Source organism: Stenotrophomonas maltophilia, from assembly GCF_047497515.2.
Classification (GTDB): Bacteria; Pseudomonadota; Gammaproteobacteria; order Xanthomonadales; family Xanthomonadaceae; genus Stenotrophomonas.
In genome coordinates this window covers 1-13,578 of record NZ_JAXAXL020000019.1, presented here as the reverse complement: position 1 = coordinate 13,578, position 13,578 = coordinate 1, and the positions used below count along the sequence as shown (strand labels likewise).

Genomic DNA, 13,578 nt, shown 5'->3' with positions numbered 1-13,578 from the left:
CCGGTAGCGCCAGGCCATGCCCGGCGGGTGCGCTCAGGGCTGCTGCAGTTCCAGCAGTTCGCCCACCAGGCCTGCTTCACCGCGCTCCAGCCGCACCCGCAGGCGGGTGCCGTGGTCGATGCGCAGCGCCCAGCACAATGACATCGGCAGGCCGCACACCTGCGACAGCACCATGCGCAACGGGCCGCCGTGGCTGACCACCAGCGTCGGCAGCGGGTCATCGTCATCAAGCAGGCGATCCATCGCGCGCGCGATGCGCCGCTCGAAGTGGCCCCAGCTCTCACCATTCGGCGGCGGATACGCATGCGGGTCGGCATGGAACGCCGCCAACGCGTCTTCCGGCAGATCGAACAGGGACTGGCCGTCCCAGTCGCCGAAATCCAGTTCTTCCCATTCCTCGTCCGCCTCCACGTCCAGCCCGCGCGGCGTGGCCAATGCCATCGCGGTGTGCAGCGATCGCAGCCGCGGCGAACTGATCACCCGCTCCCACGACTGCGCGGCGTAGGCGTCGACCAGTTCCTGTGGCAGCGGAGCCAGCTGCGGTGGATCGGTGCGGCCATCGAGGAACTCATCGCGACCGTTGCCGGCATGGCGGACCAGGTCGAGGATCATGCGTGCGTCCCGTACAGGCAACGCGGGAACAGCGGAAAACGGGCGGACATCGGCAACGGCACCACGGGATCTGAGGGGCCATTCTAAGGGCAGTCGAGCAGGCTCGACGCTGCGCGTGCCTGCGATGCCGTAGACTGCGCGCACTTCCAGGTGACCTGCGGCCTTGGCCGGCAGGTTGAAACGGGAAGCCGGTGACGCGTGATTCCACGCCAGGCCGGCGCTGCCCCCGCAACGGTAAGCACGTCAGTTCCAGGCAACAACGCCACTGTGCCGCAGGCATGGGAAGGCGCCTGGACGGTGGCCTCGCGCCACCTGGCGGCAAGCCCGGAGACCGGCCCGGAAGCCTCAGGTCGCGATGCGGTGGGCATGGCGCTGGATGCCCGTGGCCTGCCTGCGGCATCGGCGCTGCCTGTCTTCGCGACTCCTCCCCTTCGCTGCGCGGGCGTGCGTGGCACCTGGAGTCCCCCGATGAAGCTGCAGTCCCGAATGCTGTCCCTGGCCGTGCTGGTCGCCCTGCCCGCGTTGGCCCATGCCAACCAGGACACCACCGCACTCGACCAGATCCTGGTCACTGCCACCCGCACCCCGATCGCCCTGCAGGACAGCATCGCACCGGCCCAGGTGATCGACCATGCGCAGATCGAAGCCAGCCAGGCCACCTCGCTGCAGGAACTGCTGCGCGGCCGCGCCGGCATCAACCTGACCAACGCCGGCGGCCTCGGCAAGCAGAGCTCGCTGTTCCTGCGCGGCACCAACTCCGGCCACACCGTGGTGCTGGTCGATGGCGTGCGCATCAACAGCGCCGACCTCGGCCTGGCCATGTACCAGGATCTGCCGCTGGCGCAGATCGAGCGCGTGGAAATCGTGCGCGGCCCACAGTCCAGCCTGTACGGCGCCGACGCCATCGGTGGCGTGATCCAGATCTTCACCCGCCGCAACCAGGGCGATTTTGCTCCGCACTTCCAGCTCGGTGGCGGCAGCAATGGCCTGCGTGAGGCCAGCGGTGGCATCGGCGGCGGTACCGAACGCGGCTGGTTCGGAGCCGACATCGCCTACCAGCATTCCGATGGCATCGATGCCTGCCGCGGCTCGGCCACGCTGTTTGCCGGCTGCTTCGCCGACGAGCCTGATCGTGACGGCTACCGCAACCTGTCCAAGAGCCTGCGTGGCGGCTACACCTTCAACGACCAGTGGAACGTGGAAGGCAGCGCATTGCGCGCCGACGGCAAGAACCACTACGACGGTTACTACAACTATTCGGAAACCCGCCAGCAGGTGCTGGCCGGCAAGGTGCGCTACACCCCCTCCGAACGCATGGCGTTCACTGCCAACGTCGGCCGCAGCGACAACGAGTCGGACAACTTCGGCGACTTCGGTGCCCGCGGCAGCGCGCAGACCCACCGCAACAGCGCCTCGCTGCAGGGTGATTTCGGCCTGGCCGAGGGCCAGCTGCTGAGCGCCGGCGTGGACTGGAGTGAAGACAACCTGGATGGCAGCAGCGCGGGCTACCTCGTTGACAGCCGCCGCAACACTGGCGTGTTCGTGCAGTACCAGGGCCGCTTCGGCCGCCACCAGCTGCAGGCCAGCGCGCGCAACGACGACAACCAGCAATTCGGCAACCACGCCACCGGCAGCCTCGGCTGGGCGATGCAGCTGGACCACGGCCTGCGCATCAACGCCAGCTACGGCACCGCGTTCAAGGCACCGACCTTCAGCGACCTGTACGACCCATGGAGCGGCGTGCCGACGTTGAAGCCGGAGAAATCCAAGAGCGCCAACCTCGGTGTGTCGCAGCAGGGCCAGGGCTGGCATTGGGGCCTGGACGTGTACGAAACCCGCATCGATGACCTGATCACCTACGATGCGCTCACGATGAAAATGCAGCAGGTGGAGAAGGCGCGCATCCGTGGCGCCGAGCTGACCGGTGGCGTGCTGTTGGCCGGCTTCGACATCAACGCGCAGCTGAGCTACACCGACCCGCGCAATCGCACCCGCGGCAGCAGCCAGTTCGACAACGAACTGCCACGTCGTGCGCAGCAGACCGCGCGGATGGACATCGATCGTCGCTTCGGTGATTTCCGCGCCGGGTTGACCGTGCAGGGTGCGGGCAAGCGCTACGACGATGCCGCCAACACGGTGAAGATCGGCGGCTACGGCACGCTGGACCTGCGCGCCGAGTACGCGCTGACGCCGTCCTGGTCGCTGCTGGCGCGTGCGGCCAACGTGTTCGACCGCAGGTACGAGACCGTGGCGTGGTACAACCAGCCCGGCCGCGAGTACCAGCTGAGCATGCGTTACCAGCCGAAATGACCGCAACGGTCATGGGTGTGCCGGCCGCTGGCCGGCAGCATCATGACCTTCGGCTGCGCATCCCAGGTTGCCGGCCAGCGGCCGGCACTACCCATTGCGTCGGCCAGGGCTACCGCCCGGCGACCGGCGTTATCCGTTGCATCAGCGCTGCAACCCGGGCAGTTCACGCAGGTCGTCGATCACGGCCACCGCATGTGCGGTGGCCAGGTCCAGGCCACGCGGATAGCCGTAGCGCACCAGCACGATCGGCATGCCGGCCGCTTCAGCGGCGCGATAGTCGGTCAGCGAATCACCGACCATCAGGCAGGCATCCACCGCCAGGCCGAAGTGCGCGGCGATGTGGCGCAGTGGTTCGCCGCTGGGCTTGCGCTGCGGCAGCGAATCGCCCCCCAGCACCAGCGCGAACGCATCACCGATGCCCAGGTGCTGCAGCAGCGGCGGCACCAGCGCTTCGGGCTTGTTGGTGCAGATCGCCAGCGGCACGTTGCGCGCACGCAGCTGTGCCAACGCCTCGGCCACGCCATCGAACAGGCGGGGGCTGCGCAGCAGGCACTCACGGTAGTGCACCATGAACACCGGCATCACTTCAGCCAGGTCGACCTCGCGGCCGGCAGCATGCACGGCCTGCTCTACCAAGCGACGCACGCCATCGCCGATCCAGCCCAGCACCGTGGTTTCCGGCACCCGCGCGACACCGATGTCCTCCAGCGTGCGGTTCAGTGCTTCGGCGATATCAGCCGCGCTGTCGACCAGCGTGCCATCGAGGTCGAACACGACCAGCGGATAGGGATACGACAAGGGACGGCACCTGTGCGACGTGGGGCCGTCCATTGTACGTCGCCCTGCTTTTCTGCAGGCCCGCCTCAGCCGATCCTGCGCGCGCGGGTGGCCAGGAACGTAGGCAGATAGCGGTCGATCAGGAAGCGCGGCTGCGGCTGCCAGTCTTCCATGAAGCGATCGATGACGAAGCCGGCGTCGAGCTGGCCACCGATCAGTTCGGTCAGGCTATGGCCGAAGGTGAGTGCATCGCCGCGCGCCAGCTTGGCCTCGCGTTCGGCCGGCGACAGGTCTTCCAGGTCCGAATAGGGAATGGCGTACTGCGGCCGGATCAAACCCTGCGTATCGAGCTGCGGATCGCGCGCACCGACAAACAGCACCGGGTTGTAGAAGCTGGCCATCAGCATGCCGTCGCGCGCGAGCACGCGGTGGCACTCGCTCCACACCGGGCGCACGTCGGGCACGTACAGGTTCGAGATCGGCTGGAACACCACATCGAAACTGCCGTTGGCGAAGGCGTGCAGATCGCGCATGTCGCCCTGCACCGTGCGCAGCCGCAGGCCATCGCGCGCCGCGACCTGGCGGTCCTGCTCCAGCTGCCCGTCGGACAGGTCGAACACGGTGACATCAGCGCCGGCCGCGGCCATCACCGGCGCCTGCTGTCCACCGCCCGAAGCCAGGCACAGGATGCGGCGGCCGCGCACATCGCCCAGCCAGTCCAGCGGCAGTGCACGCGGCGTCAGATGCACCTGCCAGCGCCCTTCGCGCGCGGCGGCGATGGTTGAGCTTTCAACCGGGCGCGACCATTCGCGCACCTCGCTGGCCTGGCGGTTCCAGGCAGCACGGTTGTGGTCGATCAAAGCCTGTCCATGGTTCATGTGTGCTCCTTGCCGGGTGGGCGCCAATCCAGATCCTGGAAGGCCGGGCTGGCAAAACACTCGCCCAGGAAATCCAGGAATCGCCGCATGATAGCGGGCTGCTGGCGCCGCGATGCGTACACGGCATGAATGCCGAGTTCGTCCAGGCCGAATTCGGGCAGCAGCTCGATCAGTTCACCACTGCGCAGCAGCGGCGCCACCTGGTAGGTCGGCAGCATCGCGATGCCGGCGCCGGCACGCACCGCTTCCAGCAGCAGCGAGGCTTCGTTGGCGCTGATGTTGCCGCCCACCGCCACCGACAGCGAACGGCCATCGCGGTGCAGCTGCCACAGGCTCTTGCCGACGTAGTGATGGGTCAGGCAGTTGTGTGCCGCCAGGTGTTCCGGCGCGGTCGGCGTGCCACGTGCCTGCAGGTACGATGGCGTCGCGCACAGCACCGAGCGGCAGGTGGCCAACCGCCGTGCGATCAGGCTGGGATCGATCTGGCGGGCGATGCGCACCGCGAGATCGACGCGCTCTTCCACCAGGTTCACCGTGCGGTCGACCAGCAACAGCTCGATGCGTGCCGCCGGGTGGCGCGCGACGAAGCCGGCCACCGCGCGCGCCAGGTGACTCTGCCCAAACGACACGCTGGCGGTCACCCGCAGCGTGCCGTGCGGTTCGGGATCATCGCTGGCCAGTTCACCCTGCAGTTCCTCGCCGATCGCCAGCATCTGCCGGAAGCGCGCCAGCGCCGCCTCGCCGGGACCGGTCAGGCTGACCCGGCGGGTGGTCCGGTGCAGCAGGCGCGCGCCCAGCCAGCCCTCAACCTCGGCCAGGTAGCGGGTGACCATCGCCCGTGACATGTCCAGCACCTCGGCGGCGGCGGTGAGGCTGCCGCGTTCGGCCACCTCGACGAACACGGTCATGGCGGTCAATCGGTCCATCTGCTCGATTTCTGCAACAAACAAGCGCGTTATACGCTGTTTTTCGAGCGACTGCAGCGACCTAGAGTGGCCCCATTCCCACCCCACACCGCTCCACGGAGTCCTGCCATGAAGATCGCCCTCGTCGGTTCCACCGGCAATATCGGCCGCCAGATCGCCCGCCACGCGCTGGCCCACGGCCACCAACTCACCGTCATCGTGCGCAGCGCGCAGGATCTTCCGGCCGAGCTGGCCGGCGCCCATCCGGTGATCGCTTCGCTGGATGACCAGCACGCACTGGTTGCCGCCATCGCCGGCCACGACGTGCTGGCCAGCGCCTACGGCCCGCGTCCGGGCGATGACATCGGCCGCGTCGGCGACGTCGCCGCGCAGCTGGCCGCGGCCGCGCGCAAGGCCGGCGTGCCGCGCCTGGTGGTGGTCGGCGGCGCCGGCAGCCTGGAAGTCGCGCCGGGCGTGCAGCTGGTCGATACCCCGGACTTCCCGGACGCCTACAAGCCGTACGCGCTGGCCCACCGCGAAGCCTTCAAGCGCCTGCAGGCGGTGGAGGACCTGGACTGGACCTTCTTCTCGCCGGCCGCCGAAATCGGCCCGGGTGAAGAGCGCGGCCAGTACCGCGTGCAGCCCAAGGCGTTCCTGGCCGACGCCAGCGGCCACAGCCGCATCAGCTACGCCGACTATGGCGCCGCCTTCGTCGCCGAGCTGGAAGCGCACCAGTACCCGAAGCAGATCATCACGGCAGCGTACTGATCGACGCGCCTGCCCTGTACAGCCGAAGGCAGCGGCAGGAGCCGTTGCCAACGTCGCTTGCGACGGCCCGTAGGTGCCGGGCAAGGACGCCCGGCATAGCCCACGCTCGGCTCCCCATCCGACACAAGGAATCCCCCATGCGTACCGCTGCCCTGTTGCTTCCCCTCGCCCTGGCCTCCAGCTTCGCCAGCGCTCCGTTGCTGGCTGCACCGGCCCCCTCCCCGGCGGCGGCCACGGCAACGAAAACCCAGCTGCACCTGCAGACCTTCCATCCCGGCCCGCAGGCGATGTTTTCGGTGTCCTCGGTGCTGATCGAAGGCCGCCATGACGCGATCCTGGTCGATGCGCAGTTCGGCGCCAGCGATGCACGCAAGCTGGTGGACCTGATCCGCGCCAGCGGCAAGCAGCTGACCACGATCTACATCAGCCATGGCGATCCGGACTACTACTTCGGCCTGGCCACGCTGCAGGATGCGTTCCCGAAGGCGCGCATCGTCGCCACCGCGCAGACCGTGGCCCACATCCGGCAGACCCAGGCCGGCAAGCTGGCCTACTGGGGCCCGAAGATGGGGACAGACGTGCCCAAGCGCATCGTGATGCCGCAGGTGCTCGAGGGCGGAGCGCTGCAGTTGGAAGGTGAACGCCTGCCGCTGATCGGCCTGGATGGCCCGACCCCGGACCGCAGCGTGCTGTGGGTGCCGTCGCTGCGCGCGATCGTCGGCGGCATTCCGGTGGTGGCGGGCGAGCATGTGTGGATGGCCGATACGCAGACGCCGGAATCGCACGCTGATTGGTTGCAGATGCTGCGGCGGCTGCAGGCGCTGAAGCCGAAGGTGGTGGTGCCGGGGCACTACGCCCCCGGTGCGGCGCTGGATACCAGTGCCCTGCGCTTCACCGCGGATTACATTCGCGCCTTCGATGCCGAGACGGCAAAGGCCAAGGACAGTGCAGCGCTGGTAAAGGCAATGCAGGCGCGTTACCCGAAGCTGGCCGGCGTGGAGTCGCTGGAGCTGAGTGCGAAAGTGGCCAAGGGCGAGATGCAGTGGCCATGAGGTAGGGGGTTTTCTTTTGCAGGGCTTCGCCCTGCACCCGCGGTAGTGCCGGCCGCTGGCCGGCAACAGCCGGAGCAGAAGCTGGTTTCCTGAGAGTGGGCGGGATGGGTCCGCAACCTGTCTGGATGGCATGACCCGCTCTTGGCGGGTGTCGACCTTGGTCGACACGTAGATCCACGCCATGCGTGGATGAACGATCAGGGATGATCGGTCTGGGTGTGCTCGAACAACTCGCCCTGCACCACCGGCTCCTTTTCGCGGAAACCGCCCAGCCCGACACCGACCAGACGGTAGCGGGTTTCGGCCGGCAGGTCGACGCGGGCGCGCAGGGCCAGGGCGATGTCGCGCAGTTCCTGCATCGACTCGGGCGGCCGTTCGGGGGTGAAGCTGCGGGTGAGGATGCGGAACTGGGCGGTCTTCAGTTTCAGCACCACGGTGTGGCCGACGCGCTCGGTCTTGCGCGTGGCATTCCAGGTCTTTTCCGCCAGCTGCACGATCGCCTCGCCCAGGTCTTCCAGCAGCAGGTCCTCGGCGAAGGTGTCCTCCGAAGAAATCGACTGCACCTGCTGGTCGGGTTCCACCGGCCGCTCGTCCACACCGCGTGCGCGGTTGTACAGGCTGCGGCCGAAGCTGCCGAACGCCTCTTCCAGATCGATCAGCGCCCACTGCCGCAGGTCGCCGCAGGTGACGATGCCGCGCGCGGCCAGCTTGCCTTCCATCACCTTGCCCACGCCGGGCACCCGGTTCACCGGCAGCGGCGTAAGGAACGCTTCCACACGCTGCGGTGGAATCACGAACTGGCCGTCCGGCTTGCGCCAGTCCGACGCGATCTTGGCCAGGAACTTGTTCGGCGCGATCCCGGCTGAAGCAGTCAGCTGGGTCTCTTCACGGATCTGCGTGCGGATGGTGCGGGCGATGTCAGTGGCCAGTTCGATGCCACTCTTCGGTTCGGTCACATCCAGGTAGGCCTCGTCCAGCGACAGCGGCTCGACCAGGTCGGTATGCCGCAGGAAGATCTCGCGCACCTGGCGTGATACCGCTTTGTAACGTGCGAAGTCCGGCGGCACGAAGATCGCATCCGGACACAGGCGTTCGGCACGCAGCGCCGGCATCGCCGAACGCACCCCGAATACGCGGGCCTCGTAGGAGGCAGCGCACACCACCGAACGGGCACCGCGCCATGCCACGACCACCGGCTTGCCGCGCAGTGACGGATCGTCGCGCTGCTCCACCGACGCGTAGAAGGCGTCCATGTCGACGTGGATGATCTTGCGCAGTGCGTTCATGGTTGGCCGACATCATACCCGCACCGTACCGGTCCAGACGGCGAAGTATGGTCGTTGTGCATCAACGGGATGCGCGACTTGGGGGGAAAACACTACGCACGCGTACGGTGCGGCGGTTTGATTCCCGTTGCAACCGTCGTGCATCCTCGGCGACTTGTTGCCCCGTTTTCGCTTCCAGGATTGCGCTTTCCATGACTCGTCTCCACGCGTTCAACCGCGACCAGCTGCTGGCCAGCGCACGCGGTGAACTGTTCGGCGCCGCCGCCGGCCGTCTGCCCAACGATCCGATGCTGATGTTCGACCGCATCACCGAAATCCGCGAGGACGGCGGACCGCATGGCAAAGGCATGGTGCGCGCCGAACTGGATATCCGCCCGGACCTGTGGTTCTTCGGCTGCCATTTCATCGGCGACCCGGTGATGCCCGGCTGCCTGGGGCTGGATGCCATGTGGCAGCTGACCGGCTTCTTCCTGACCTGGCTGGGCGCGCCCGGCAAGGGCCGCGCGCTGGGCTGCGGTGAAGTGAAGTTCACCGGCCAGGTGCTGCCGGATGCCAAGCTCGTGCGCTACGAGATCGACATCAGCCGGGTCATCAACCGCAAGCTGGTGATGGCCCAGTCGGACGCCCGCATGTACGTGGATGACCGCGAAATCTACAGCGCGCGCGACCTGCGCGTCGGCCTGTTCACTGAAACCGGGAGCTTCTGATGCGTCGCGTCGTCATCACCGGCATGGGCATCACGTCCTGCCTTGGCAATGATCTGGATACCGTTTCGGCCGCGCTGCGCGAAGGCCGCTCGGGCATCACCGCGCTGGCCGACCACGCCGAAGCCGGGCTGCGCAGCCAGGTCGGTGGCCGTGTCGACCTCGACCTGGACGCGCTGATCGACCGCAAGCAGAAGCGCTTCATGAGCGATGCGGCGGCCTTTGCCTACCTGTCCATGCGCGATGCCATCGCCGATGCCGGGCTCAGCCCCGAGCAGGTCAGCAACCTGCGCACCGGCCTGATCGCCGGTTCCGGTGGCGGCTCCAGCGAATGGCAGATCGGCGCGGTCGACCTGCTGCGCGAACGTGGCGTGCGCAAGGTCGGCCCGTACATGGTGCCGCGCACGATGTGCTCGACGGTCTCGGCCTGCCTGGCCACCGCCTACCAGATCAAGGGCGTCAGCTACTCGCTGTCGGCCGCCTGCGCGACCTCGGCGCACTGCATCGGCGCAGCCGCGGACATGATCCGCCACGGCGCGCAGGACATCATGTTCGCCGGTGGCGGCGAAGACCTGCACTGGTCGATGAGCGTGATGTTCGATGCGATGGGCGCGCTGTCGACCAGCTTCAACGAAACCCCGGCCAGCGCCTCGCGCCCCTATGACAAGGACCGCGACGGCTTCGTCATCGCCGGCGGCGGCGGCATGCTGGTGCTGGAAGACTACGACCACGCCGTCGCACGCGGTGCGCACATCCATGCCGAACTGATCGGCTACGGCGTGACCTCCGACGGTGCCGACATGGTGGCGCCGTCTGGCGAAGGCGCCGTGCGCTGCATGAAGATGGCGCTGCAGGGCATCGATCGCCCGCTGGACTACCTCAACACCCACGGCACCTCGACCCCGCTGGGCGACGTCACCGAGCTCAACGCGATCCGGGAAGTGTTCGGCGATGCGGTGCCGCCGCTGTCCTCGACCAAGGCACTGTCCGGCCACTCGCTGGGCGCGGCCAGCGTGCACGAGGCGATCTACTGCCTGCTGATGATGCGCGACGGTTTCGTTGCCGGTTCGGCCAACATCGCCGAGCTGGACCCGAAGGTGGAGAGCTTCCCGATCCTGCGCGAAAGCCGCGAGCAGAAGCTGGATACGGTGATGTCCAACAGCTTTGGCTTCGGTGGCACCAACGCCGCGCTGGTGTTCGGGCGGGTGTAAGGGGAAGGTGTGCCGACCAACGGTCGGCACCCACCGGGGCATTGGGGTGTGCCAACCAAGGTTGGCACCCACCGTCAGGGGCGGTTGGCACCCACCTTATTTAGGCAACAAGGGAAGCAGCAGCGCGTGTGCGTCCACCAGCGAGCCGACGATGCGGTGGCCGAGCGCGCGCAGTTCCTCATCCGGGTGCACCAGGTCCGGCACCTGGATCACGGTCATGCCGGCCGCCAATGCGGCACGCGTACCGGCCGGTGAATCCTCCAGCGCCAGGCAGCGCTCCGGTGCCTGGCCCAGCCGCTGCGCGGCCAGCAGGTAGATATCCGGCGCCGGCTTCGGCCGCTCCACGTCACCACTGGTGATCACCGCATCGAAGTACGCCAGCAGGCCGGCCGCGGCCAGCTTGCGGTTGGCGCGCGGCTGCCGCGTGGTGGTCGCCACCGCGCGCGGAATCGCGTGCGCCTTCAGCAGTTCCAGCAGCTCCAGGATGCCCGGCCGCAGCGGCAGGCCCGTCTGCGTGCGTGCTTCATACAGGTCATGGCAGCGTGCCGCCACCGCCTCGATCACGCTGTCTTCGATGCCCTGCGCGCGCAGCAGTGCGTGCGTGTCACGGTCACCGAGGCCGACCATGCGCAGGAACACCGCTTCGTCCAGGCCCAGCCCGAATTCGTCGGCGGCCTCGCTCCAGCAGGCCAGCGCCACCCGCTCGCTGTCGATCATCAGGCCGTCCATGTCGAAGATGACAGCGTCGGGCAGGAACGGCAGCGCGGCGAGGGTGGTCATGGAGCGAACAACGTATCCAGGTCAGTGGAAGTGAGCTGCCGCCATTGGCCCTCGTCCAGCCCCTGCAGGTCCAGTCCGCCAACGCGGCTGCGGTGCAGGGCCTGCACGTGGTTGCCGGTGGCGGCGAACATGCGGCGTACCTGATGGTAGCGGCCTTCGTGCAGCACCAGGCGCGCGCGGCGCGCGTCCAGCACCTCGAGTTCAGCCGGCAGCAGGGGCGTCTTCTCGGACTCCAGCATCAGCGTGCCACTGGCGAACAGCGCCACTTCGTCGCCGCGCAGGTCCTCGCTCAACTCGACCTCGTAGACCTTGGGCAGCTTCGACTTCGGCGAGATGATCCGGTGCAGCAGGCCACCGTCGTCGGTCAGCAGCAGCAGGCCACTCGTCTCGCGGTCGAGGCGGCCGACCGTGGACAGCACCGGGTCGCGGTCGCGGAAGCGCGGCGGCAGCAGGTCGTAGATCAGGCGGCCGGTGTCCTTGGTCGAACAGGTGTAGCCGGCCGGCTTGTGCAGCGCGATCGACAGCCCCACCGGCGGGTCCAGCGGCTCGCCGTCAACGCGGATGGCCTCATGCGGCACCTGGTCGTCGGCGTACAGCACTTCGCCGTCGGCATCGGTCACGCGGCCCTCGCGGAACATCCACTGCACCTGCTTGCGGCTGCCATAGCCCAGGTTGGCGATGTGCTTGACCAGCTTCATCGGCCCTTCCCCTTTACCGCTTCAACCAGCTTGAAACCGTCGCGCTCGGCAATCACACGCACCGCGCCGAAGCTCTCGTTGAGGGTGTACTCGTACGGCAGGTGGCGGTTGGCCACCACGTACAGGCGTCCGCCCGGGCGCAGCGCCTGCGCGGCCACGGCGATGAAGCGCTGGCCGATATCCGGGCGGTCGGCGCGCGAGGGCGTGTGGAACGGCGGGTTGCTGATGATGACGTCGTAGCCCGGCTCGATGCCGGCGGTGACGTCACGCCACAGGAAGCGCAGCGGCAGCGGGCGCGGCGGCGGCGCTAGGTTCAGTTCGGCCAGCGCCAGGGCGCGCTGCTCGGCCTCGTACAGGTCCAGTGCGGTGATCTTCGGGCAGCGCTCCAGCAGCTCGCGCGACAGGTAGCCGTAGCCGGCGCCGAGATCGGCGGCACGCCCGGCCAGGTCGGCCGGCAGGTGTTCGGCCAGCAATGCCGAGGCCGGATCGATGCGGTCCCAGGCGAACACGCCCGGGCGGCTGAGGAAACGGCCGCCGACGATCGGGCGCACCGCATCCAGCGCCGACCAGCGCTTGGCCAGGTCGGCATCGTGCTGGCCCTGCAGCGGCGCGGTCCAGTACACGCGGCAGTGGTTCTTGGTCAGGCTGCCACCGAGGCCGGTCAGCTGCTTGAGGTCGCCTTCGCCGGAGCGCGCACCCTCATTGTTGGACTGGCAGGCCACGATGCGGCCGCCGTCGGCGACCAGCGCCAGCGCGCGGGCGAACAGCGCACGGGCCTCTTCGCGCTGGCGGGGTGGCAGCACCAGCACCAGCGGGTAGCGGCCCTTGCCGGCCACGTCGTCCAGCTGGCCGCTGACGGTCCAGCCGGCGGCCTGCTGCAGCGGCTGCGCGAACGGGGCGAAGCTCTGTTCGCAGTGCACCTCGCGGTTGCCGGCGGCTTCGCGCAGCGGCCAGCCATCGCGGGCACGCAGGAAGGCCACCGGGCCCTCGGGCCAGCGCAGGGCACCTTGGGAGAACGGCAGGAACAGGGTCTGCAGGGGGGCGTCGTCGCTGGAGGCCATCGGCGCGGGTACTTCAAGCGTGAGGGCCGTCCATTGTACCGGCTTGGCCGCTCGGGCCCCGGCCGGCCACTTTGCGAAACCCGAACGGGGCCTTGATGTGCCAGCAACATTGAAACGGTCAGGGTAGGGGCTCCCCCCGGAAACCCAGGAGAACCTGCATGCGAGCCTTGTTCGTCGGTGGCGTGGTCGACAACAGTGAAATGGACCTGGAAGGCAGCCATCCGCCCGTGCATTACCCCGAGGACACCGGCGGCGGCCACTCGCGCTACCGGCTGCACCAGGTCGGCCATGGCGCCGACGGCAGCGTTGCGTACGCGGTGTACGGTGCGCCCGACATGGCTGACGACGAGGTCGCCCGGGTGGCGGAAGAACGCGCCTATGCGCGCCGGTTCGAGGCCACGCCGACGTTGTTCGAGCATTGATGGACGGCGGCCACGCGTGACGTGGGTTTGACGCGCCCATCCACGCGTGGCGTGGATCTACTGCATTGCGTGGATCTGACGCGCTCATCCACGCGTGGCGTGGATCTACTGCAT

The 13,578-nt window shown here is 68.2% G+C and carries 14 protein-coding genes and 1 riboswitch; of the genes, 6 read left to right on the top strand and 8 right to left on the bottom strand.

Going from position 1 to position 13,578, the window contains the following annotated elements:
• Nucleotides 1-33: 33 nt before the first annotated feature.
• Entirely contained in the window at nt 34-612 is a 579-nt protein-coding gene (locus tag ACMZPQ_RS19670; protein ID WP_197580403.1) for a histidine phosphatase family protein, read from the bottom strand.
• Between the two features lie 131 nt (nt 613-743).
• Nucleotides 744-966, top strand: a riboswitch (cobalamin riboswitch).
• A gap of 114 nt (nt 967-1,080) precedes the next feature.
• On the opposite strand from ACMZPQ_RS19670, the gene btuB reads away from it, so the two are divergent.
• Entirely contained in the window at nt 1,081-2,922 is a 1,842-nt protein-coding gene (gene btuB, locus ACMZPQ_RS19665) for a TonB-dependent vitamin B12 receptor (RefSeq protein ID WP_197580404.1), read from the top strand.
• Between the two features lie 141 nt (nt 2,923-3,063).
• On the opposite strand, the gene gph is transcribed toward btuB, so the two are convergent.
• From gph to ACMZPQ_RS19650, 3 genes are all read right to left on the bottom strand, one after another.
• Complete coding sequence (gene gph / locus ACMZPQ_RS19660; RefSeq protein ID WP_197580405.1) at nt 3,064-3,720, bottom strand: phosphoglycolate phosphatase; 657 nt, start codon at nt 3,718-3,720, stop codon at nt 3,064-3,066.
• Nucleotides 3,721-3,785: 65 nt separating this feature from the next.
• Nucleotides 3,786-4,577, bottom strand: a complete 792-nt coding sequence (locus tag ACMZPQ_RS19655; protein ID WP_197580406.1) for a methyltransferase domain-containing protein — start codon at nt 4,575-4,577, stop codon at nt 3,786-3,788.
• Complete coding sequence (locus ACMZPQ_RS19650) at nt 4,574-5,503, bottom strand: LysR family transcriptional regulator (RefSeq protein WP_197580407.1); 930 nt, start codon at nt 5,501-5,503, stop codon at nt 4,574-4,576. Before ACMZPQ_RS19650 ends, ACMZPQ_RS19655 begins: the two co-directional genes overlap by 4 nt.
• Before the next feature lie 108 nt (nt 5,504-5,611).
• Between ACMZPQ_RS19650 and ACMZPQ_RS19645 the strand changes: the two genes are divergently transcribed.
• Nucleotides 5,612-6,250: an NAD(P)-dependent oxidoreductase gene (locus ACMZPQ_RS19645; protein WP_197580408.1), complete on the top strand. Its 639-nt coding sequence runs from the start codon at nt 5,612-5,614 to the stop codon at nt 6,248-6,250.
• Nucleotides 6,251-6,387: 137 nt separating this feature from the next.
• Complete coding sequence (locus tag ACMZPQ_RS19640; RefSeq protein WP_197580409.1) at nt 6,388-7,302, top strand: MBL fold metallo-hydrolase; 915 nt, start codon at nt 6,388-6,390, stop codon at nt 7,300-7,302.
• A 197-nt stretch (nt 7,303-7,499) separates the two neighbouring features.
• On the opposite strand, the gene dinB is transcribed toward ACMZPQ_RS19640, so the two are convergent.
• The gene (gene dinB, locus ACMZPQ_RS19635; protein ID WP_197580410.1) at nt 7,500-8,588 is read right to left on the bottom strand and encodes a DNA polymerase IV; all 1,089 of its coding nucleotides are present in this window, start codon (nt 8,586-8,588) and stop codon (nt 7,500-7,502) included.
• 191 nt (nt 8,589-8,779) lie between these two features.
• Between dinB and fabA the strand changes: the two genes are divergently transcribed.
• Both fabA and fabB read left to right on the top strand, forming a co-directional pair.
• Nucleotides 8,780-9,295: a 3-hydroxyacyl-[acyl-carrier-protein] dehydratase FabA gene (gene fabA / locus ACMZPQ_RS19630; protein WP_004154008.1), complete on the top strand. Its 516-nt coding sequence runs from the start codon at nt 8,780-8,782 to the stop codon at nt 9,293-9,295.
• Complete coding sequence (gene fabB, locus ACMZPQ_RS19625) at nt 9,295-10,503, top strand: beta-ketoacyl-ACP synthase I (protein WP_197580411.1); 1,209 nt, start codon at nt 9,295-9,297, stop codon at nt 10,501-10,503. Before fabA ends, fabB begins: the two co-directional genes overlap by 1 nt.
• Nucleotides 10,504-10,599: 96 nt before the next feature.
• Here the strand turns inward: fabB and ACMZPQ_RS19620 are convergent, their stop codons facing one another.
• The 3 genes from ACMZPQ_RS19620 to ACMZPQ_RS19610 are packed head-to-tail and all read right to left on the bottom strand — an operon-like array spanning nt 10,600 to nt 13,042.
• Nucleotides 10,600-11,283 (bottom strand): HAD family hydrolase, encoded by a 684-nt coding sequence (locus tag ACMZPQ_RS19620; protein ID WP_197580412.1) that lies wholly within the window; start codon nt 11,281-11,283, stop codon nt 10,600-10,602.
• Complete coding sequence (locus ACMZPQ_RS19615; protein WP_008265578.1) at nt 11,280-11,981, bottom strand: pseudouridine synthase; 702 nt, start codon at nt 11,979-11,981, stop codon at nt 11,280-11,282. Before ACMZPQ_RS19615 ends, ACMZPQ_RS19620 begins: the two co-directional genes overlap by 4 nt.
• Complete coding sequence (locus tag ACMZPQ_RS19610) at nt 11,978-13,042, bottom strand: class I SAM-dependent methyltransferase (protein ID WP_197580413.1); 1,065 nt, start codon at nt 13,040-13,042, stop codon at nt 11,978-11,980. The genes ACMZPQ_RS19615 and ACMZPQ_RS19610 overlap by 4 nt, the downstream gene beginning before the upstream one ends.
• Nucleotides 13,043-13,200: 158 nt before the next feature.
• Here ACMZPQ_RS19610 and ACMZPQ_RS19605 point away from each other — a divergent pair, with 158 nt between their 5' ends.
• Nucleotides 13,201-13,464 (top strand): hypothetical protein, encoded by a 264-nt coding sequence (locus ACMZPQ_RS19605; protein WP_197580414.1) that lies wholly within the window; start codon nt 13,201-13,203, stop codon nt 13,462-13,464.
• The last annotated feature ends 114 nt before the right edge of the window (nt 13,465-13,578 follow it).